Origin of the sequence: Collinsella sp. AF18-8LB (genome assembly GCF_003459795.1) — a bacterium.
GTDB lineage: Bacteria > Actinomycetota > Coriobacteriia > Coriobacteriales > Coriobacteriaceae > Collinsella.
In genome coordinates this window covers 38,092-59,095 of record NZ_QRWU01000006.1, presented here as the reverse complement: position 1 = coordinate 59,095, position 21,004 = coordinate 38,092, and the positions used below count along the sequence as shown (strand labels likewise).

17 protein-coding genes, 5 tRNA genes and 1 pseudogene are annotated in these 21,004 nt (G+C 57.7%); 5 read left to right on the top strand and 18 right to left on the bottom strand.

Annotated elements, in window-relative coordinates:
• Nucleotides 1-85: 85 nt before the first annotated feature.
• From dnaB to rpsF, 5 genes are all read right to left on the bottom strand, one after another.
• On the bottom strand, nt 86-1,483 hold the full coding sequence (gene dnaB, locus DWX25_RS07040) for a replicative DNA helicase (RefSeq protein WP_117734797.1): 1,398 nt from the start codon (nt 1,481-1,483) through the stop codon (nt 86-88).
• Nucleotides 1,484-1,701: 218 nt separating this feature from the next.
• The gene (gene rplI / locus DWX25_RS07035) at nt 1,702-2,241 is read right to left on the bottom strand and encodes a 50S ribosomal protein L9 (protein WP_022094073.1); all 540 of its coding nucleotides are present in this window, start codon (nt 2,239-2,241) and stop codon (nt 1,702-1,704) included.
• A 15-nt stretch (nt 2,242-2,256) separates the two neighbouring features.
• Complete coding sequence (gene rpsR / locus DWX25_RS07030; RefSeq protein WP_006235829.1) at nt 2,257-2,523, bottom strand: 30S ribosomal protein S18; 267 nt, start codon at nt 2,521-2,523, stop codon at nt 2,257-2,259.
• 72 nt (nt 2,524-2,595) lie between these two features.
• Nucleotides 2,596-3,048, bottom strand: a complete 453-nt coding sequence (locus tag DWX25_RS07025; protein WP_117794619.1) for a single-stranded DNA-binding protein — start codon at nt 3,046-3,048, stop codon at nt 2,596-2,598.
• Between the two features lie 48 nt (nt 3,049-3,096).
• Entirely contained in the window at nt 3,097-3,390 is a 294-nt protein-coding gene (rpsF, locus tag DWX25_RS07020; protein ID WP_006235831.1) for a 30S ribosomal protein S6, read from the bottom strand.
• A gap of 505 nt (nt 3,391-3,895) precedes the next feature.
• On the opposite strand from rpsF, the gene DWX25_RS07015 reads away from it, so the two are divergent.
• Both DWX25_RS07015 and DWX25_RS07010 read left to right on the top strand, forming a co-directional pair.
• Nucleotides 3,896-3,986, top strand: a tRNA-Ser gene (locus tag DWX25_RS07015).
• 48 nt (nt 3,987-4,034) lie between these two features.
• A tRNA-Ser gene (locus DWX25_RS07010) sits at nt 4,035-4,125 on the top strand.
• Nucleotides 4,126-4,286: 161 nt separating this feature from the next.
• Here the strand turns inward: DWX25_RS07010 and DWX25_RS07005 are convergent.
• Entirely contained in the window at nt 4,287-5,294 is a 1,008-nt protein-coding gene (locus tag DWX25_RS07005) for a hypothetical protein (RefSeq protein WP_117743357.1), read from the bottom strand.
• Nucleotides 5,295-5,597: 303 nt separating this feature from the next.
• Between DWX25_RS07005 and DWX25_RS07000 the strand changes: the two genes are divergently transcribed.
• On the top strand, nt 5,598-6,287 hold the full coding sequence (locus DWX25_RS07000) for a trimeric intracellular cation channel family protein (RefSeq protein ID WP_233502136.1): 690 nt from the start codon (nt 5,598-5,600) through the stop codon (nt 6,285-6,287).
• Between the two features lie 106 nt (nt 6,288-6,393).
• Nucleotides 6,394-7,539 carry a polymer-forming cytoskeletal protein gene (locus DWX25_RS06995; RefSeq protein ID WP_117734801.1) on the top strand — a complete coding sequence of 382 codons (1,146 nt, stop codon included), beginning with the start codon at nt 6,394-6,396 and terminating at the stop codon, nt 7,537-7,539.
• 127 nt (nt 7,540-7,666) lie between these two features.
• Here the strand turns inward: DWX25_RS06995 and typA are convergent, their stop codons facing one another.
• From typA to DWX25_RS06950, 9 genes are all read right to left on the bottom strand, one after another.
• Nucleotides 7,667-9,505 (bottom strand): translational GTPase TypA, encoded by a 1,839-nt coding sequence (gene typA / locus DWX25_RS06990; RefSeq protein ID WP_117734802.1) that lies wholly within the window; start codon nt 9,503-9,505, stop codon nt 7,667-7,669.
• A gap of 117 nt (nt 9,506-9,622) precedes the next feature.
• The gene (locus tag DWX25_RS06985; protein ID WP_117734803.1) at nt 9,623-10,072 is read right to left on the bottom strand and encodes a hypothetical protein; all 450 of its coding nucleotides are present in this window, start codon (nt 10,070-10,072) and stop codon (nt 9,623-9,625) included.
• 30 nt (nt 10,073-10,102) lie between these two features.
• Nucleotides 10,103-10,492, bottom strand: a complete 390-nt coding sequence (locus tag DWX25_RS06980; RefSeq protein WP_117734804.1) for a hypothetical protein — start codon at nt 10,490-10,492, stop codon at nt 10,103-10,105.
• A complete protein-coding gene (locus DWX25_RS06975) occupies nt 10,493-10,993 on the bottom strand; it encodes a bifunctional nuclease family protein (RefSeq protein WP_117734805.1) in 501 nt (166 codons plus the stop codon).
• A 186-nt stretch (nt 10,994-11,179) separates the two neighbouring features.
• A tRNA-Ile gene (locus tag DWX25_RS06970) sits at nt 11,180-11,256 on the bottom strand.
• Between the two features lie 4 nt (nt 11,257-11,260).
• Nucleotides 11,261-11,336: transfer RNA gene (locus DWX25_RS06965), tRNA-Ala, on the bottom strand.
• Between the two features lie 67 nt (nt 11,337-11,403).
• Nucleotides 11,404-11,480 (bottom strand) — tRNA-Ile (locus DWX25_RS06960).
• Between the two features lie 10 nt (nt 11,481-11,490).
• Nucleotides 11,491-12,564: a VanZ family protein gene (locus DWX25_RS09715; RefSeq protein WP_233502137.1), complete on the bottom strand. Its 1,074-nt coding sequence runs from the start codon at nt 12,562-12,564 to the stop codon at nt 11,491-11,493.
• 237 nt (nt 12,565-12,801) lie between these two features.
• Nucleotides 12,802-14,013: a Fic family protein gene (locus DWX25_RS06950; RefSeq protein ID WP_117734806.1), complete on the bottom strand. Its 1,212-nt coding sequence runs from the start codon at nt 14,011-14,013 to the stop codon at nt 12,802-12,804.
• A 330-nt stretch (nt 14,014-14,343) separates the two neighbouring features.
• Between DWX25_RS06950 and DWX25_RS06945 the strand changes: the two genes are divergently transcribed.
• Nucleotides 14,344-14,937, top strand: coding sequence for a hypothetical protein (locus tag DWX25_RS06945; RefSeq protein WP_117734807.1), 594 nt, complete (start codon nt 14,344-14,346; stop codon nt 14,935-14,937).
• A 332-nt stretch (nt 14,938-15,269) separates the two neighbouring features.
• Here the strand turns inward: DWX25_RS06945 and DWX25_RS06935 are convergent, their stop codons facing one another.
• The 3 genes and pseudogenes from DWX25_RS06935 to gyrA all read right to left on the bottom strand — a co-directional run bounded on the left by DWX25_RS06935 (nt 15,270) and on the right by gyrA (nt 20,971).
• Nucleotides 15,270-16,922 (bottom strand): RNA-binding domain-containing protein, encoded by a 1,653-nt coding sequence (locus DWX25_RS06935; RefSeq protein WP_117734808.1) that lies wholly within the window; start codon nt 16,920-16,922, stop codon nt 15,270-15,272.
• 1,061 nt (nt 16,923-17,983) lie between these two features.
• A pseudogene (locus DWX25_RS06930) lies at nt 17,984-18,208 on the bottom strand (dTDP-glucose 4,6-dehydratase); the annotation flags it as partial.
• Nucleotides 18,209-18,220: 12 nt separating this feature from the next.
• On the bottom strand, nt 18,221-20,971 hold the full coding sequence (gyrA, locus tag DWX25_RS06925; RefSeq protein WP_199406615.1) for a DNA gyrase subunit A: 2,751 nt from the start codon (nt 20,969-20,971) through the stop codon (nt 18,221-18,223).
• Nucleotides 20,972-21,004: the final 33 nt, after the last annotated feature.

The following is a 21,004-nucleotide window of genomic DNA, read 5'->3' as shown; positions in this document are numbered from 1 at the left end:
CTTACATTCATGGACTGTCTACGCGCCACGCCGGCACGCAGAAGCACAAAACATTCCCAGTATACCCGTGCAACGGGCGCCTGTCCTACTCCTCGGCATGTGCCCCATCAAGCTCATAGAACTTGGTGGATGCCGGCAGGAACATCAGGTCGACGTCGCCGATCGGGCCCGAACGGTTCTTGGCCACGACGATACGCGTAACGCCCTCGTCGGGTCGATCGTCGCGTGAGGCTTCGGCCTCGTCGGCGGAGCGGTCCAAGAACATAACGATATCGGCGTCTTGCTCGATGGAGCCCGATTCACGAAGGTCGGAAAGCTGCGGGCGCTTGCCGGTACGGGATTCGACCTGACGCGAGAGCTGCGACAGCGCGATGAGCGGGATCTTGAGCTCCTTGGCCATGATCTTCAGACCACGCGACATCTCGGAGACCTCGACGGTACGGCTCTCGGAGCGGCGTCCCGGCGGAGGACTCACCAGCTGCAGGTAGTCCAGGATGATGATGGCCTTCTCCTTGTTGTGGAGCATGCGGCGGCTCTTGGCGCGAATCTCGGTCACTGTGGTGCCGGGCGTATCGTCAATCAGAATATCGAGCTTGGACAAGGTCTGCGTGGCCTCGTTGATATTGGCCCACTGCTCGGGGCTAATGCGGCCCATGCGGAAGTCACTGATCGAGATCATGGCGTAGGCGCAGATCAGACGCTGGGCAATTTCCTTGCCCGACATCTCCAGCGAGAAGAAGCCGACGGTATAACCAGCGGCGGCAGCGTTGAGCGCCAGATTCAGGGCGAACGACGTCTTACCCACAGCAGGGCGAGCGCCGATAATGATGAGCTGACCCTCGCGGAAACCCATGAGCATGCGGTCGAGCGACGGGAAGCCCGTGGGCACGCCCGCAGCCTGGCCACCGGCCTGGCACACTTCCTCAGCCTCGTTATAGGCCTCGACCATAAACTCGGTCAACGTCTTGTAGCTCGACTTGACCTCGCGCGCCGTGACCTTGAGCAGCTTGCTCTCGGCCAGCTCCACGACCTCCTTGGTGTCGGTAGGAGCGTTATAGGCCAGCGCGTTGATCTCGTTGGTGGCACCGATCAGCTCGCGCAGCATCGAATCGCGGCGAACGATGGCGGCATGGTGCTGCCAGTTCACGAGCGACAGAGTCTGACCCATCAGCTCCAAAATGTACGCCTCGCCGCCCACGGCATCGAGCTTGTTGATGCTTCGCAGGTAATCGATCAGCGAGATAGAGTCGATGGGAATGCGGCTGTTGTACATATCGACCATCGCGGTATAGATGGTCTTATGAATGGGCCGGTAGAAGTCATCGGGCTGCAGCTCGACCTGGGCCTCCTCGACCACCTCGGGCGATAGCAGCATGGCGGCCAGTACATTGGCCTCTGCATCTTGGTTTTGAGGGAGACCCAACTTTGAGCCGCGGTCCTCAACCGTCAGCCCCGTCTCCCTTTCGTCATATGCCATGAGCATCCTCATTCATATCGCTTGCGAGCATCCATAGTATCAGCCACGGTCCCAAAACGCGCCGCGCGCCGCCAATCATCACCGAACGAAACGGATGAACGGTCCCGTATATAGGACTTCGACGCAACGTTCACCATGACACTCACTCAGCGCAAAAAACAAAAGGGCGCCCCGGTTTCCCAGAGCGCCCTTCTTAGAACAAGATTGTTGCGTTGCAGCAAATGCTACTCGGCAGCAGCCTCAGTCTCGACCTCGGCGGTCTCGGCCTCGGCGACCTCAGCGGCCTCCTCGACCTCAGCCTCGGCAGCGAGCTCCTCGGCGGTAACGCCGACGAGAACGACAACCTCAGCCTTGATCTCGCGGTACAGCGAGATGGCAACGGTGTGGGCACCGGCAACCTTGATGGGCTTACCGAGCTCGACGCGCTTGCGGTCGATGTCCATACCGAGCTGAGCCTTGATGGCGTCAGCGATCATAGCGGCGGTAACGGAGCCAAAGAGGATACCCTCGTCGCCGACCTTGACGTCAACGGTGACCGTCTTGCCCTCGAAGGCGGCCTTGGTCTCGTTGGCGGTAGCCAGACGGACGGCCTCGCGCTTGGCGATGTTGTTGCGACGCTCGTCGAGCTGCTTGAGGTTGCCCTTGGTGGCGGCAACAGCGAGCTTCTTGGGGAACAGGAAGTTCTCAGCGTAACCCTGAGCGACCTCTACGACGTCACCCTCGCCGCCCTTGCCCTTGATCTCATCGAGAAGAATAACCTTCATGATGCGTCTCCCTTCTTAGCCGCGGTCGCGGTTGCCACGAGAGGAAACCACGGGGACGGTGTACGGCAGGAGAGCCATCTCGCGGGCGCGCTTGATGGCGTTGGCGATGTCATGCTGATGCTGCGTGCAAGCGCCAGTGACGCGACGGGGCTTGATCTTGCCACGGTCGGTCATGTACTTACGGAGAAGCTGAGTGTCCTTATAGTCGATGAACTCAGTGTTCTCCTTGCAGAACTGGCAGTACTTACGACGCGGCTGACGTGCAGAAAAATCATTAGCCATGTCAAAATACCTTTCGTTTGGCAACTTCGGCGAACCGAAGCCGCCTCTCACTCAAAAATAGGTGAACAACCCTTAGAACGGGATGTCCTCATCGTAGACGTCGACCGCGGGCGGCGTAGCCACCGGTGCGGCAGGACGTGCTATGGGCGCGGGAGCTGCGGGGGCGTAACCGCCCTGATCGTAACCACCCTGGCCACCACGGGAGCTCATAAACTCGATCTCATCGACGATGACCTCAAGCTTGCTCCGGCGCTGGCCGTCGCGCTCCCAAGAGCTGTAGCGCAGCTTGCCCTCGATCGCGACCTTGTTTCCCTTTGCCAGGAAACGGCTCACGGCCTCGGCGCGGGTGCCGAACATAGTGCAGTCGACAAAGTTGGGATAGTCCTCCCACTCGCCAGTCTGCGCGTTGCGGCGACGATCGTTCACAGCGACGCCAAAGGACAGAACCTGGGTTCCGCCGGCGGTGGCGCGCAGCTCGGGATCGCGGGTGAGGTTACCGGTGATGTTCACTCGATTGATGCTCATAACTCACTACTTCCTCTTGGGGCACAAGCCCAGTCCAAAACGACAGTCTTACTCCTGGTCGTCGCGACGGACGATCATGTGGCGGACCACAGCGTCGGTGATGCGCAGAACGCGATCAAGCTCGGCGATCTGGGTAGGATCTGCGTGGAAGTTGATGAGGGTGTAGTCACCATCGGTGAGGTCGTTGATCTCGTAGGCGAGCTTGCGCTTGCCCCACTCGTCAACGGAGTCGACCTTGCCAGCGCCCTCAGCGATCGTGGTATCGATACGCTTCATAACAGCGAGACGAGTCTCGGGGTCGAGCGACGGGTCAACAAAGAACAGCAGTTCATAAGCCTTCATATTGTCACCTCCTCTGGGCAAATGTGGCTTCAGGTCGTGAAGGTGCGCCTGAAGCAGGAAAAGACTTGGTAATAATATCTTTCAACCTCCTAGGCTGCAAGAATATGCAGCTACAACCTCATGACCTCCACATATGCCCATACTCGCACGACGTTTCATGCACATTCCAACCAAATGCTGACCAAAAGCTTGACGGATCTGTGGACAAGATACGGCGCCGTGGGGACAAGTCGCACCAAGCCGCAGGTCAACGGGCACAACGCTGTGGTCGCGAAATGCATACCAGTGGTCCACAACGCCAACCAAAGATTTTTAAATTCATTGCCAAGTCGCTTATGAATACCCTTTTTTGAACAATTGAGGTGATCAACCACGCTGGTCGGAAGCCGTTTTTCGGAACCTCAAACCCCACTGCAGCGCCAAGCGCGGCCAAGCGTTTTAAAAAATGCCAACTTTTCTGTTTGCACTTTGCGATTCCTCGTGTATACTGACTTTCGCATTTAACGGAGAGTTGTCCGAGTGGCCGAAGGAGCACGATTGGAAATCGTGTAGGCGTCAAAAGCGTCTCCAGGGTTCAAATCCCTGACTCTCCGCCAGTTAATTCCAAAGCAGGCCTTCGAGCCTGCTTTGTTTTTACCCCACGCGGAGGGGTGGCAGAGTGGTTGAATGCGGCGGTCTCGAAAACCGTTTGGCCTGTATAAGGTCACGAGGGTTCGAATCCCTCCTCCTCCGCCATTTTGGTTGAGAAAGCTCCCAACAATGGGAGCTTTTTTTGTTATCGAAATACGTCTCGATCCCACGCTTCCCCAAACATGTACGTCACCCTCCAAAACCGACATTTTTCGACATCTTTGAAGGCTGACGTACACGTTTGGATTGAGCTCACGGGAGTGGCACTATTCGGAAGGTGCCTCTTCGTCTCGCATGCCTTTCCAGTTGCGGATAAGCGCCTTGCGTAGTTCGTTTTGCTCTCGCTGGTGTCCGGTGTCGGTACAGCGAGGCATGCCGAGTGCTTCGCGAACGTTGTTCATGGCGCGGTGAAAGGCGAGCTGGCTGTCGAACTGAGCCGAAGTGAGTGTAACGATTCGATATCCCATTTGGGAGAGAACGGCCTCTCGCTCCGCATCTGCTCCTTTGCGCTCGAACTCATCGTGAAAGCCGCCCTTATATTCGATACCGAGCTCCCTGCGCTTGTAGGTAACGAGCGCATCGATTTTGAGTGTTCGAGCTTTGGCGCAATGCCAGAGACGTTGAGGGATCTCGAGCGGTTTGTTGAGTTCGATACCTCGGATGCCAACGCCGCCTTCGCTTGTTGGGAGTGAGAGGGCGATTGCCGAAGCGGTCTCCATAGGCGAGGCAGAGCGATCGTAGATGTGCCTGAGCGCGAGCCGTGCACGTGTGGCACCGGGTTTGCCGGGATGCCGATCGAGCAGTTCGATTATTTCATCCTTGGAGGTGGTGGCTGGTTGCTCGGTATAAGGGTCGGCGGGATTGAGCCTCATGCGATAATCGCCGCAAACTTCATAGCCATATTCGAGATATTCGATCCTATTCATCCACTCGGCAGCGAGCACGAAGGTGAAGGCTTCGTCGGTGATGAAGACTCCGGGCGTCAACTCGTTAATATGCTCGTAGGGAAGATTTTGTCCAAGCATGTGGCAAATGACGCCTTTGGTGCGAATTCGCTCGAATTCGAATACAACCGAGATATCGATAGTCTTGAGCATATCGGACGGAATGCCGCAGTCGGTAAGGGCCTGTCGTATGCGCGCAACACGTTGCTGGGTGGAAATGCCTTGTGCGCCTATCTGGTAGTCGTGCCGCGCAAGAGACTGAACCAAATTCTGGGGTGCATGATGGACAAGCCATGCGGTTTTATGCGAAATGAGAACAGGGGTGTCCATTGAGGGCCTCTCGCTCTGAGCCGGTATCCAACTCTTATGTCCGTTGAAGTGGGGAAATATACCGGATGTGAGTAAATCAACTCATTCATGCTGTGGGCCCAATCCAAACATGTACGTCAGCCTCCAAAGATGCCGAAAAATGTCGTTTTTGGAGGGTGACGTACATGTTTTGGACCCCTGACATTCCAGCAATGCCACGCCCGCGCCCAGTCCCTACCGTTTGCCGAGCAATAAGGTCTCAATCGCCGTCAACCATGTACTATGTACGGGCATTGTTCAAACCTACAACTCAAAGGACCCATCTTGCCCGTCGCCGCCGCTATGACCATTACTTCACATGCTTCGGATGCCATGGTCGCTATCCCATTTTGGCTCGAGATGTTCGCCGTTGTCGCGGCATCGATCTCGGGCGTGCTGGTCGCGCGCGAGCACAAGCTCGATCTGGTGGGCGCGGTCGCGCTCGCAGTGGTCTGCGGTCTGGGCGGCGGTCTCTTGCGCGATATGACGCTCCAGGTCGGCAACGTGTATATCCTCAACCAACCAATGGCGTTACCGCTCTCCATCGCCACGGCGGCCATCATCTATATCTTCCCGGCAATCGTCGATAAGCCCGACAAGCTCATTCCCCTGCTCGACATCATCTCGGTCGGCATTTATGCGGCCACCGGCGCGGACAAGGCGCTGGTCTACGGCTTTGCGCCCGCCGTATGCATCATGATGGGCTTCTTCACCGCAGTGGGCGGCGGCATGCTGCGCGACGGCTTTATGGGCGTGGTGCCGGGCATTTTCCAACGCACTAACTTTTATGCCATCGCGGCCATCGCCGGATCGACAAGCTATGTAGGCCTCGTCATGAGCGGGCTCATGAGCAATGTCGCGGCGCTGGTCGTATGCGTCATCGTGACCATGGGGCTGCGTTGGCTATCGCTGCGCTTTGACATCAAAAGCCCAACCGAAGACGACATCGCACGCTTTTTGCACCGTAAAAAGTAGGTAGCACGGCCCAGCCCTTCGAAATGCAACCGGCAGGTTCTTTTAGAGCGCTTGCGCATTGGGTACCCTGTTAGATACCTGTCGAGTATCTAACGAAGGATTCACTATGCCTTACAACCAAGTACCGTCAACCCGGCGCCGCAAAGCGCGGAGTCACATCGCTATCCTATTCGCGCTGATTGCGCTCGCGCTCACCGCACTCCCCACGGCATCGTTCGCCAGCACCGACACCGCGGGAAACGTGCTCGCGACCGAAGTTGACTCAACTCCGTCGGGTGTCGAAGGCGACCTGTACTGGGCCGGCCAAAGCCTCAACCTAGACGACGCCTCCATCGGCCGCGATATTATCGCGGCGGGCGAGAGCCTGTCGATTCGCGACTGCACCGTAGGCGGCGCCGTTCGCCTGGCGGCGCGTACCATCGATATCGCCAAAACCACAATCGATGGCAGCGTCACGGTGGCCGGCCAGCACGTCGTCCTCAACACCGGCAGTACTGCCAACTGTTTTTACGCGGCGGGCGAGACGGTCGCCCTGCGTGGCTCTGCCAAATCGGCGGCGCTCGCCGGCGACACCGTTACCATTGACGGCACCGTCGATGGCGATGTTGAGGTCTGGGCCGACAAGCTCATCCTGGGCAAAAACGCCCGCATCACCGGCACGGTGAACGCCCACGTCTCACAGGATCCCGAGCGGACAGAGGGTGCCCAGGTTGGAGCCCTCAAGATCGACCGAACCGAAAACGAGGACACCTCTACGGTCAACGACATTATCGGCGGCATCGTTGCCGCGGCGCTTTCCACCTGCTTTGTCGCCATCCTGCTTGAGCTTGTCTTTCCGCGCGCAACCGCCAGCGCCGCCGGCATGCTGCATCAGCGTCCCACGCCGCTGTGGGTAAGCGGTCTTCTGGGCACGGTTGCCGTCATTCCCGCCGTCGTGCTGCTCATCATCTCGATTGCAGGCCTGTCGCTCGCCGGCGCCCTCATGTGCGGCATCATCGGCATCGCCCTGGTCTCGGCGGCATTTACGGGCACCGCGATCGCACGCATGGTCGGACACAACCAGAATCGCTACGCCATGGCCGCCGTGGGCGGTATCGTCGCGGGCGCACTCACGGCACTTCCTCTTATGGGCAACTTTGTCAGCGGTGTAGCCTTCGTCTTCACACTCGGCTACGTCATCCAGATCATCTGGCGCAACGCCCACCTCAAGCCGCAGCAGCCGGCTAACACGCCGGGACTCCCCACCGCCTAACCACCAACCACCACAAAGGGGACAGGCACCTTTGTGGTGGTGCAGGCCGTCTCAATCCACGTGCACCAAAAAGGGCGACGACCATTGCGGTCGACGCCCTTTCATTTAAAGCTATGAAGCCCGGCGCTTATTTGTTGACCTGGCCGGCGCGGACAGCAGCCTTCTTGCGGTCGGTTGCGTTGAGCAGACGCTTGCGCAGGCGAATGTTCTTGGGAGTGATCTCGACCAGCTCGTCGTCGGCGATGTACTCCAGCGCCTCCTCCAGCGAGAAGACACGAGGCGGCACCAGCTGAACGGAGATGTCGGAGGTCGAGGAACGCTGGTTGCCCAGGTTCTTGGTACGGGCGATGTTGACGACCATGTCGCCAGCCTTGCTGCGCTCGCCCACGATCATGCCCTCGTAGCACTCGGTGCCCGGCTCAACGAAGAGCTGGCCGCGCTCCTGCAGCGTACCCAGAGCATAGGCAACGGCCTTCTCAGTGGTCATGGAGATCATGGCACCGTTCTGACGGTTGCCGATCTCGCCGGCGTAGGGACCGTACTCCAGGAAGGTGTGGTAGAACACGCCCTCGCCGTGGGTGACGTTCATGATGCGGTTCTTAAGGCCCATGATGCCACGCGTCGGGATCTTGAACTCGAGATGCGTCACGATGCCCGAGGTATCCATGCTCGTCATGATGCCACCGGAGGTGCCGAAGACCTCAACGACCTTGCCCGAGTACTCGTCCGGGCACTCGACGACGGCCTGCTCGACAGGCTCCATCTTGTTGCCGTTCTCGTCCTTCTTAAACAGAACGCGGGGACGACCGACCTGGAACTCAAAGCCCTCGCGGCGCATGGACTCCATCAGAACGGACAGATGCAGGATGCCGCGGCCCGAGACCTCGACGCCGCTCTTGTCCTCGAGCTCCTCGATCTTCATGGTCACGTTGTTCTCGGCCTCGTTGAACAGGCGCTCCTTAAGCTGACGGGCGCCCACGATGTCGCCGTCGCGGCCGACGAGCGGGGAGGTCGAAGCCTCAAAGACGATGGACAGGGTCGGCGGGTCAATCTCGATGGGCTCGAGCTCGACGGGGTTCTCGGGATCGGTGTAGACATCGCCGATATCGGTGCGGTCAATACCCACGACAGCGGCGATATCGCCGGCGCCGACTTCCTGGCACTCGGTACGGCCCAGGTAGTCGAAGGTAAAGAGCTGCTTGACGGTAGCGGTGGCGCTGGAGCCGTCGTTCTTCACAACCAGAATCTGGTCGCCCTGATGGATGGCGCCGGAATACACGCGACCGATGCCGATACGGCCAACGAAGTTGGAGTGGTCGATGGTCACACACTGCATGGCCAGCGGGGCGTTCTCGTCAACCTCGGGCGCGGGCATGTCGTCGATGATCATGTCGAGCAGCGGGTACATGTCCATGTTGCCGTCCTCAGGGTCATGACGGGCAAAGCCGTTGACGCCGCTGGCGTAGATAACGTGCTCCATGGCAAACTCGAGCTGGTCGTCGGTAGCGCCCAGGTCTGCCATAAGGTCGAGGCAGTCGTTGTAGGCCTTCTCGGGGTTAGCGCCCGGACGATCGATCTTGTTGATGACGATCATGATCTTAAGGCCGGTGTCGATAGCGTGACGCAGCACGAAGCGGGTCTGGGGCATGGGACCCTCAAAAGCGTCGACCAGCAGCAGGGCGCCGTCGGCCATACGCAGCACGCGCTCGACCTCGCCGCCAAAGTCGGCGTGGCCCGGGGTGTCGATGACGTTGATCTTAACGTCCTTGTACTCGATAGAGATGTTCTTGGCGAGAATCGTAATGCCGCGCTCGCGCTCCTGGTCGTTCGAGTCCAGGACGCGGTCCTCGACCTGCTGGTTGGCACGGAAAGCGTCCGTGGCACGCAGGAGCTTGTCGACCATCGTCGTCTTGCCGTGGTCGACGTGGGCGATGATGGCGATGTTCCTCAGATTGTCTACGCGCATGTAGTTCCCCTATCTTCTATCCATATACAAACGGCACGCGTATGCGGCCCGCCCAGCGATACAACGCTCAGCGAGAATATTGAGCCTTTTACCGAAAACTCGTTTATTTTAGCGATTTTAGATAAGAGGGGTTTCCTCACCTGCAGGTTCAGGGTCGCTCCACATAAAACCATCGCCGGCACCCATGCCCTCATACAGCACGTATGCCGAAAAACCGCTCTCGAGCGTGGTTTCGAAGAAGCTCACGAGCAGGGCGTCGTGATAGCCGCCGTCAATCTCGACGCAGCCGGTATAGCCGATAGCATAGCGGGCGATACGGCCCAGGCCCTCGTCCTTAAGACCCATCTTGTGCTCGGAGATAAAGTTGGTGGCAGCCTCCAGGCATGCCTCCTCGCCATCCTCGTCGAGCGCGGCAAGATAACGGTTGGAAGTGGCGTCCTCAATTGCCACAACCACGCCAGGGTTTTCGCCCGCGGCCAGGTCGTCCAAGAAGGCGCCAATCAGATCGCACACCATGGCGTCGAGCTCGGCGGAGACGTTACCGGCGTCCTGCATATCCTGTGCCATCTTTAGACCTTCCCATCGAGTCCGGAGTCGTTACAGTTCCTGTGCCTCGGCGGCGATCTTGGCGGCAGCGTCGCGGGCGCGCATCATATCCATCGCGCGCTTGTCGAGCACCTTGATCTGACTGGTCAGCATCACCGCGTCGACCACGCCCCAGATCACCAGGCCCGTAGAGATCGAAAACCCAAGCGCACCAACTGTACCACGAAGGCGCGAGCAGATTGCCGCGACAAGGGCGGAGATGACGACCATCTTGATAAACGAGCCGCGGCGCTCGCGAAGCGTGCGGGCCTGCGTCACATAGGCAATGCGAGCCGCCTCAAAAGCCTCTGAGCGCATCTGGGCTTCACGCGCGATGGCGGCCGCCTCGGCCGACATGCCGCCGGCCATCAGCGAACGCTCCGCAACCTGGACGCCCCGCATTTAGAAGTCATCGGGGGAGAGCGTATGGACGAACTCGTCGAACTTCTCGAACTCCCGCTCGTCGTCGACTTCCTCGGCGTGGGTAGAAAGAGTGCCCAGGCGATTCATGATGTCGTCCTCCACAAACATGGGAGCATTGCTGCGCACGGCAAGGGCAATGGCATCACTGGGGCGGGCGTCGATCTTACGCTCCTCGCCATCGGCCAGCACGACGATCGTCGCGTAAAACACCGGCGGCTCGGCGCGGACGATCTCGATGCGCTCGAGTTTGGCGCCCAGGGCGCCAACAGTATCGAGCAGCAGGTCATGGGTAATCGGGCGCTCGGCGCGGCCGCTATCGATGCCGCGGCTGATGGCAGCAGCTTCAAACGAACCAGTCTGAATGGAAAGGGAACGCAGCGGCGCGGGCGAGTCCGATTTGCTGCAGCGCTCGCGAAGCACGATAAGCGATGGCACGGGACCGGCGGCCATGACGATGGTCTCTATGTCGACACGAACCATGGAACACCTCCGGTACGTAGCGATTAACACACGGCATCTTCGCCGCATTGAATAGCTATACTACCCAATCTTTCGCACAGCACACAAAATTAAAGTAGTTAATTAGGGACGGGGCTTTTTTGACTACTTTCAGTAGGTAAGAAAAGAGCCCCGAGGCAATTGCCCCGAGGCTCTTCACAGTTTTGATGGTGGACCTGACAAGATTCGAACTTGTGACCTCCCGGTTATCAGCCGGACGCTCTAACCAACTGAGCTACAGGTCCATCATGGTGGAGGTTAGGGGGATCGAACCCCTGACCTCAGGCTTGCAAAGCCCGCGCTCTCCCAGCTGAGCTAAACCCCCACGGAGACAGTAATAAACACCCCAGCGGCGACTCGGCTCTCGCTGGGGTGTTTATTGCGAAAGAAAGTGGTGGACCTGACAAGATTCGAACTTGTGACCTCCCGGTTATCAGCCGGACGCTCTAACCAACTGAGCTACAGGTCCATCGCGGGGATTAATATAGCCCAGAGGTCGGTGGCGCGTCAACAACTTTTTTTTCAAATTTGTTTTGAAAAATGAGGCGGTACACGAATGAGCCAATACTCCAAGCTATAAAGACGCAGGTAACAGCCGTGATGTAGCCTGAGGCATCCAGAAACAAATCGAGCTTGTCGAAGTGACGACCAGGCACATACAGCTTGTGATACTGGTCGGCAAACGACGCCGCCGCGCAGGCCAGGATAGTCAGGGCGTACATGAGCCACGTTCTCCATATACGAATGTGGCCTCGACGGCTGCGACGGTGCGCCCATCCAGACATCCAGGCGAGCACGTTGAGGGCTATCACTCCGCCCAAAATGGCAAATTCGACCACGTGCGCCTGCTGGCGAACGGATAGACCATGGTTAGAGAACTTCACAGAAAGCAGCAGGATGTGAGCGGCCGTCCATTTGATTGGATCGTCCTCGAAGGCCGGAATCAGCCCAGCCTGCACCAAATAGGCCCCATGTTCGGCAAGCGAGCCCGCGCCGGAGGACAGGGCGGATGTGTCTGCGACCGACTGCTCTGTAAGGTAGTAGACGGTCATCGCCCCGAAAACAAGCAGGCCGAGGCACAAGATACGCGCGATCCAGCGGAGCGCAGATGCGCCGCGGCGAGGCTGAGGCTCGGCGAGCTGCTGAGACGTCTTGCGTGTGGGGCGCTCGGGTTTTGCCGGAGACGGGTCATAGGTGTCAGGATCGTAGGCCGACGGATATGGCTGCTGACCACGCTGCCCATATGCTGCCTGATCTGCAGGAAGATTCTGCCGAGATGTGGGCGGGCGACGCATTTGCACCGTTGGAGCATCCTGCATGATGCGGTGTTGTGGAGCCGTGCTGCCTGGCGATGCAACCTGGCCGTCCTGAACATTAGGAGACTCGTAGGGGCTCGGCTGCGGAGTCGCTGCTTGAGGGCTGGTGTATGGATCAGGCTGCAGCCCCGCAGGCCAAGAATCTGCGTAGGGGTTATTCACCACCGTCTTGTCGGCAGACGGGTAATCGCCAGATGGCGCATTTTCGTTTTGAAACGGGTAATCGTTGTTGGGCATGTTGACCCCCTTCCAAACGCCATCATTTTCCTACGGTTTTATTCCAAGCGCGGAAACTCAATGGAATGGGCATGAGGAGAAATGCGCGCAACACGCGATCCCACTTTATAAAGGTTCGATTACAGGGCCCTCTCCACACCCTGCAGTAAACCCCTTAAAAGAAAGAATTGACGATTTCTTTCTTTTAAGGGACTCCTGTTTGACCCATCTGAAAGAGGGGCACGTTTCTTTTTTCCGTTACCCAATGCCCAAAAGCTCGGCACCCACATCCGTCAACTTATAAATAGGAGGTCGCTGTGAGACCCTAGACATTAACTCCAGCCTCTCAAGCTCTTTCGCGCAGTTTCGAGCCGTCGGCAGTGATACATCCAGGTATTCTCGCAGCCCATCGAGCCTGATTTCCCCAAAAATGCTGTAAAGATGAATCTGCGCCGCGTAACAAAGCGCCTCGAGCTGCCTCTTGCTGAACTCCCCTTCCAGATTATGCACGCACTCAAATAGGCCATCTAGAGCGCGCTTCTTCTCCTCAAGATTCGCGATGAGCCCATCTTGCGCGTCCGAAATCAAATCCAGAATAGCAATGACGAAGCTTGTTGCATCCGATCTGTTTAATGGGCGCTCGACCGCATCGAATGCGCGATAATACGTTGCCTTGTTTTCTGCAATCACGCGAGATAACGATAGAACGGTCGGCTGAGACAGCGGTCTGCTCAACTGCAAAGCAAGCAGATACCTGCCGGTTCTTCCATTGCCATCAAAGAAGGGGTGAATATAACCGAACAGAAAGTGACACAGTGCCGCAGCATACAGCTCGGGAATGTCCTCACGTTGAGAAAGGCCGAGCCACGCGCTCATCATCTCTTCGATTTTCTGAGGCGGGTAAACCCCTTTGTGGACTGTCTTCCCATGCTGATTGAGTATCTCGACCGGCCCGGACCGAAACAGACCATCCCCCGGTAGGTCTTCGGGGGATATCGCATCCGCAACTACCGAGTCGTATATCCGCCTGATGTCTTGCAGCGATTGGGGCATAGGTGGATTGTTGCTCAAATTAAGATACAACTGAGCAAACTCAACAAAGGGTGCATGAGCCGACTTGTCGTTGGCGGCGAGAGCCTCCTCAATCTGACGCCGGGTACTGTGCACACCCTCAATCTCATTGCTATACACAACCTCATCCATAATGAGGGAGCGAACGTAGGCACCCAAGGCAACGATAGGCAGGTCCCTCCAAAGGGCAGACACCCTTCTCTCCTTGCGAAGCACTTGTTCCGTGTTATAGAGCAGCTCATGGGGCACAGACAGAAACATCTCGCCCGATTCGAGCTCAATTCCAGTTCTATAGGTCGATTCGCTATTGAATCTAGACGTATACAGTTCTTCGACATTTGCATATCGATCGGACGAAGCGTCCGCATAGAAAGTTTTTTCGAGAGTACAGTATGCCATCAATCCTCCCTACTTTTTTCTTTTACGGTAACAGGAAGTGCTTATAAAAGAAAGAAATCGCCGTTTTTTTCTTTTATAAGATTAAATCTACCCCAAGATAAAAGAAGCGTTTTTTCGCGTTTACACCGTTTGAATCGCAGACGAGCCGACCTCTTTCCACAATGAATATCACTCTCTTCGGCAGCGGCCCCACTCACATTGGCAATATGTCCAACCTCAACAGAGTTCAGACGCACCCCAGCAGGGGTCGACCGAAAACGTCACACGATATGTACGCCCTCTACACTTGGGCAGAATCAATAAATACCGACGACAAGGAAGTAATATCACATGGAGCTTTTTAGCGCGCTCGGAGCCAATATCGACCACCGAAATCTAATTCAACTTGACGGAACCTCCCCCTCGCAACATGCTCTATATGAGAGAAGTCCGGTATTCAGTGACACCACCACAAGCTCGCTCTCCAGGAAACTTGATTTGGAAAGCGACGATCGAAAGCGTCTGGAACTTTGGAAGCACTTTTGGCTCGAGTACATTGATTCCTTTGACACACTAGCAACCGTACGCCCCGACTCCGTCGCAACCGCCTATCTAGGTGGACATGCAGTTGAACTTGGGTTTAAGTATCTCCTGCTCGCCAAAACCAACTCCTTCATTAGAACCCACAACCTCGGTGTTCTTGCCGAGAAGGTCAATAACGCATATAGCCCGCTACCGGCGTATTGCGATTGGATTGTCGATTTCTGCACGTTATACCAAAAGTGCGTTGAGGAGGGACACATTGAATACTTTCGGTATCCAGAATACGGCGGTGCGGAAGGCAGCTCCCTATTCAAAGGCATGAAGTTGGACATTCACTGGATTTCATACAACCTCGCGCTGATTACGCTCAAGCTATTACATCTTGCAGGAATAGAAAGATAATTGCGTCGAGGTCCGCTTTGAAGAACTCGAAGTCGGGCCACATCCCTCCGGAAGAACTTGTCCTTCATGTGGCCGAAGACCTGCTCCATGGCGCCGTCGTCGATGCAGTTACCCTTCCGGGGCATGCTCTGCTCAATTCTCAATGACCACGGCACTCAGGAAGCGGTGGTCATTCGGACCACATCTTAGTGAACATCAACAGTGACTACACCGTCAGCTATGAGCCTTTTGAGACGATATCTAACATCACCCCATCTATATCGGACTATCTCTGTGGTATCGATATAGATGTCAGAGTTCCAGATATAGTTCGATATAGATATTGAGCCCCACTACTGGGAGCTCAGGACGTAATGGGCGTCCGGACCGCGTTTTGCCGACTTAAGCTCTCCAGCCTTGATCAACTTCCGAATTTCATAGTAAGCAACATCGGGATTAACGTGAAGGAGCTCCGCCACATCCTGCTTGGTCACACGCCCCTGTTCCCGCGCCAGTCTTAAAATGAGTTCTGGATAGCGGATCGAATCGATGTCCGCCTGACGTACATACTCCTTAACTCTTCCCGTGCGCTTATATACTTTTGAGCTCATACGGTATTCCCTATGCGCCGCCGAGCCAACTGCCTCAACCAGACCAGACTCGACCAGCAGCTCTACCGTCTGGATGAGTTGAGCCTTTCGAACGTCAACATGCTCTGTCAGCACCTCAATCGTAGCTCGACGCAGGCGCTTGAGCGCATCGAGGACAAGCAGGGTCTGCAGGGGAAGCGGCGCAGATCTCTTCTCCGACTCTTCCGCAATGAGCTTGATGAATTCCTGGTCCGGCTTGCTGCGCGCAATAAACAGGCTGACGCCCGTCGAACCGGATTCGGAATAATCCGGGAGAGGCCTGCCCGAAAGCAGGGAGCCTTCATAGATTCGGTCGATCCCTCGCCCGGTTCGCTCTGCGAGGCCGATGCGCTTAAGGGCGTCCATGAGACTCGGATTTCTTCCATGGGGATCGGCAGTGAGAAGGTTATCGATCGATATGCCTTCGATAAAACCGCCCGGATTCGAAATGGTTAAACCCGTGTCGTCAATCAGAACGCGGACCCTACCCAACATCGAGTAATCCCTGTGCCCGAATGCGTTTACAAGCGCCTCGCGAATTGCGCGGCCGTTAAACGTTTCAATCGGATCGCTGAACAACCCCAAAGATACTTCGGTGACGGGATTCCACGGTATGATCGCCTCGGAGACCTGCTCGATAGTGCGGAGCAGGGGGCCTTTATAGGTAAGGTTTACCCTCACATTCGTGCCCTCCAGCACCTGAAGGGTCGCCTCGGAAGTGGGGACGGCCTTGGCAAGAACATCTTCGCGGCCGATCATCAACAGTCCCGTCAAAGTTGGAATTGTTTGGTCTCCAACGGTTGCGACAAACCCCAACGCCCTCTCAAGATCCTCATCGTCGAGCTCTAGAAGCGATTTATCGCTGTTATTGTATTTCCGCACAACATTACGAAGATTTTCCATCGCCAACGGATCAAAATCTTCACGCGTAGTATCCGGGACGGGCTGGGCGGAGTAATCCAAGCGACCAAGGTCGGAGAGGCGGGTCGATATCTCGTACGGATACATTGGTATGCTCTCAGGTTCGCCGTTGGCCTTGAGACGCCGGCGCAGGATACGCCCCTGGGCGGAAGCGATGACGCTCGTGGAACGCGGAACCTCTATTCGAGTAATGTACTTTTCGTCTTCCACAAGGACGACCGTTCGCACGGAGACAGAAGGCACTGTCTTGTTCGCAATCATGGCGCTCATCTGCAACGGGTCTCGATGTTGAGGCTGAGCACCGGTGAGCGTTCCGTCGTCCTCGACACCAATGTACAGCTCCCCTCCATCGGTGTTGGAGAGGGCAACCACCTCATCTACGATGACATTTTCGGAGATGGTCTTACGATCGCTCTTAAATTCTACGATTAAAGATTCGCGCTGCGGGACACTCATATCCAACTCCTTATATCTGAATCTGTATCAGATTATATCTGTAATCAGATATATATATCGATAGTATAGATATAGTTTGATATATCGCCTCACGACGGGGCATATTCCAGCAATTAATTCCAAATTCCTCGGGAACGGCTTTTTTTCGATATCGTGAGACTAGAATGCCCTTTCAAGGACCTAACATGCACGCAATATGAATGGAGACGGCATGACTTGTGATCGACTCATAGAGTTAGCAGTTCAAATCATAAGCGCGATAGCAACTGCCACAGCGGTCATAGTCGCACTCCGAGACTCTCATCGCGCAAGAAATGTACACGATGAAGATATGCGGCGGCGCTCAGGTGGAAGGCGTCTCGTGCTGGCTTGAGGATCTCGGGCCCGACGACCACCCATACGACAGTGCTTTCCTATACATGCGGACTGTCTTGTCAAACAAAAGTGAATCTCCGGTTTACAACGTCGTCATAACTTGTGTTGGAATCCAGGGAAGCGGCCCTAAACCTAACGGTGAACTCGCCGGCCCTGACTATGAATGTCGTTCTTACATATCCGTTCTTCCTCCGGGTTCCTGGTCCACTCTTTTGCCAACTCACGGGCGCGGAATGGGAATTGTTCTTGGCTCAGAGATTGCTTTTACCGACGCCCGTGGCACATCGTGGATCCGTAGGGCGAACGGCCACCTCGAAACAATAGACACCTCTCCGATTAATTTCTATGGGATAAGCCTTCCGATACCATGGGCGACATGCGATCTCGATATATCCGACACCCTGATACACGGTCGGAGATGGGTGTGAATGTTATAGGCATTGGCTCTCCAGGGGGCTGGATAATTGACAATCTTGAAGTGCCGCTGAGGATTAGGACGAATGGCATCGCAAATCGACACGGATGAAGAGGCCGCTCCATGCCTAACCAACCCACGAAATGAGACGCCCCCATGGACCCGCCATCATTTGGGTCCACGGGGGCATCGTCAAACCAATGGAAGCCTCAGGCGAGACAGGCCCTTTCGGAAGACGCCAGAGAGGCCCGCCGTATTGACGCGGGCGGTCCTACTGCCCCTGAGATTTGTACCTGGCCTCGGTGGCCTCCTTGGCGGAGCGCCGCCGGGCCTCGTTGGCGCGGTACCAGCGGATCGTCCCCGCGAGGCCCGCGGCGAAGTCGGTGTTCCTCGGCTCCCAGCCGAGCTCGCGGCGGAGCTTGGCCGCGTCGATGGCGTAGCGGCGGTCGTGGCCGGGGCGGTCGCGCACCCAGTCGAAGTCGTCCTCGGGGCGGCCGAAGGCCTTCACTTACTCCTCGAGCAGGTCCTCCAGCGCCTCGTCACCAGAGCCGATGTCAACATGGTCGTCATCGGCCGGGGCTTCCATCGCGCCGGCGGCCAGCGGGTCGAGCGACTCCTGGCCCTCGGCAACGGCCGGAACCTTGGCCTTCTTCTTGGCACTCGTCATACGAGCCACAGCGGTGACGCGGTCGCCATCTCCCACGCTCATCATCTTCACACCCTGGGTCGCGCGACCGGTCTGGCTGATCTCGTCGGTCTTGACTCGAATGACCGTCGCGCCTTCCGTCACGATGAACAGCTCGTGCTGCGGGCCCACCGCCTTCATGGCCGCGAGGTTACCCTTACGCTCGGTCATTTGGATGGTGTAGACGCCCTGGCCGCCGCGATTCTGCTCCGGGTAGTCCGCAACCGGCGTGCGTTTGCCGTAGCCGCGCTCGGTAATGACGAACAGATCGCCGTTGCCGTTAGTGACTTCCATGCCCAGAACGCTCACGCCGTCCTTCATACCGATACCGCGAACGCCGCTGGTGTCGCGGCCGGTGGCGCGCACCTGCTCCTCGGAGAACATAATCGCCTTGCCCGCAGTGGTGGCCAGGATGATCTTGTCACCCTCGCGCACGCGGCGCACGTTCAGCAGCGCGTCGTCGTCACGCAGGTTGATAGCGATCAGGCCGTCGCGGCGGCTGCGGTCATATGCGCTCATCACGGTCTTCTTGACCATGCCGCTCTTGGTGGCAAACATCAGGTACTCGTCGGCCGGGAACTCGCGGCAGCTGATGACGCTCGCGATCTTCTCGCCCTCCTCGAAGGGCAGCAGGTTGACGATCGCGGTGCCGCGGGCCTGGCGGGTGCCCACGGGCAGCTCATGCACCTTGAGGCGGTACACCTTGCCGCGCGTCGAGAAGAACAGCACGTATTCATGGGTGCTGGCGATGAACATCTCGTCGATGACGTCGTCTTCCTTGAGGCTCACGCCGGAGACGCCCTTGCCGCCGCGCTTCTGGGCGCGGTAGGCGGCCACCGGGATGCGCTTCACGTAGCCGGTGTGGGTGATGGTCACGACCATGTCCTCGTCGGCGATGAGGTCCTCGACGTCGAGGTCCTTCTCGGCGTGGGTGATCTCGGTGCGGCGCTTGTCGCCAAACTTGCGGGCGATCTCGCGCATCTCCTCCTTGATCACGCCGAGGATCTTCTCCTCGTGCGCAAGCAGATCCTCGTAGTAGGCGATGGCGCGGCGCAGGCCTTCGAGTTCTTCCTCGATCTTGTCGCGCTCCAGGCCGGTGAGGCGGCGGAGCTTCATCTCAAGGATGGCCGTGGTCTGCTCGGGCGTAAACCCAAAGCGCTCGATCAGGCGGCTGCTGGCCTCGGAGTCGGTCTGCGAGGAGCGGATGATGCTAATGACCTCGTCGATATGGTCAAGGGCCATCAGGTAGCCCTCGAGGATATGCGCGCGGGCCTGGGCCTTCTTAAGGTCGAAGCGGGTGCGGCGGGTGACGACGTCGACCTGGTGGTCGATGTAGTGCTGCAGCATCTCGCGCAGGCTCAGGCATTTGGGCACGCCGTTGACAAGCGCCAGGTTGTTGGCGCCGAAGGTCGTCTGCAGCGAGGTGTACTTATACAGGTTGTTGAGCACGACCTGCGGAATGACGCCCTTCTTGAGCTCGATGACCAGACGGATGCCCTTCTGGTTGGACTCATCGCGCATGTCTGAGATGCCCTCGATGCGCTTGTCGTTAACGAGCTGGGCGATCTTCTCCTGCAGGGTGCCCTTGTTGACCATGTAGGGAATCTCGGTAAAGACCAGGCGGCTGCGGCCGGTCTTGGTGGACTCCACATGTGCCTTGGCACGCACGGTAATGGAGCCGCGGCCGGTCTCGTAGCTCTGCTTAATGCCAGCGCTGCCCATGATGATGGCGCCGGTGGGGAAGTCCGGACCGGGCATGATCTGCATGAGTTCGTCGACGGTGGCGTCGGGGTTGTCGATCAGGTAGCAGGTGGCCTCGATCGCCTCGGTGAGGTTATGCGGGGCGATGTTGGTGGCCATGCCGACGGCGATGCCCTGGCTGCCGTTGACCAGCAGGTTGGGGAAGCGCGCAGGCAGCGCCTGGGGCTCGGCGAGCGATTCGTCGTAGTTGGGCTGCCAGTCGACGGTATCCTTCTGCAGGTCGCGCAGAAGCTCCATGGCGGGCTTTGCCAGGCGGCTCTCGGTGTAACGCATGGCCGCCGCGCCGTCGCCATCGATGTTGCCGAAGTTGCCGTGGCCGTCGATGAGCGGCGTGCGCATGGAGAACCACTGCGCCAGGCGAACCATGGCCTCGTAGACCGCGGAATCGCCGTGCGGGTGGTACTTACCGATAACTTCGCCGACCGTCCACGCCGACTTCTTGTGCGGGCGGTTGGGGTAGATGCCGCTCTCGTTCATCGCGTACAGGATGCGGCGGTGCACCGGCTTTAAGCCGTCGCGCACGTCCGGCAGGGCGCGCGCCGTGATGACCGACATCGAATACTCGATAAACGACTGCTTCATCTCGCGACCGAACTCCGAAATCTGGAGCTGGCCGCCGTTGATATCCTCGCCGGCCGAGGCGCCACGGTCGACTTCGCCAAAGCTCTCCTCGAGCTCGGCGTCGTCGTCCTCTTCCTCCTCATCATCGGCATCGGGGTTATAGGCGTCCGGATCGCCGTCCTCGCCCTGCTCAGCACGGGCAAGCAGGCGCTTCAGATCGTCGGGCATACCGGCATCGCCGGCCTCGCCCATACCCTCGTTATTGTTGATATCGTCTGCCACGTT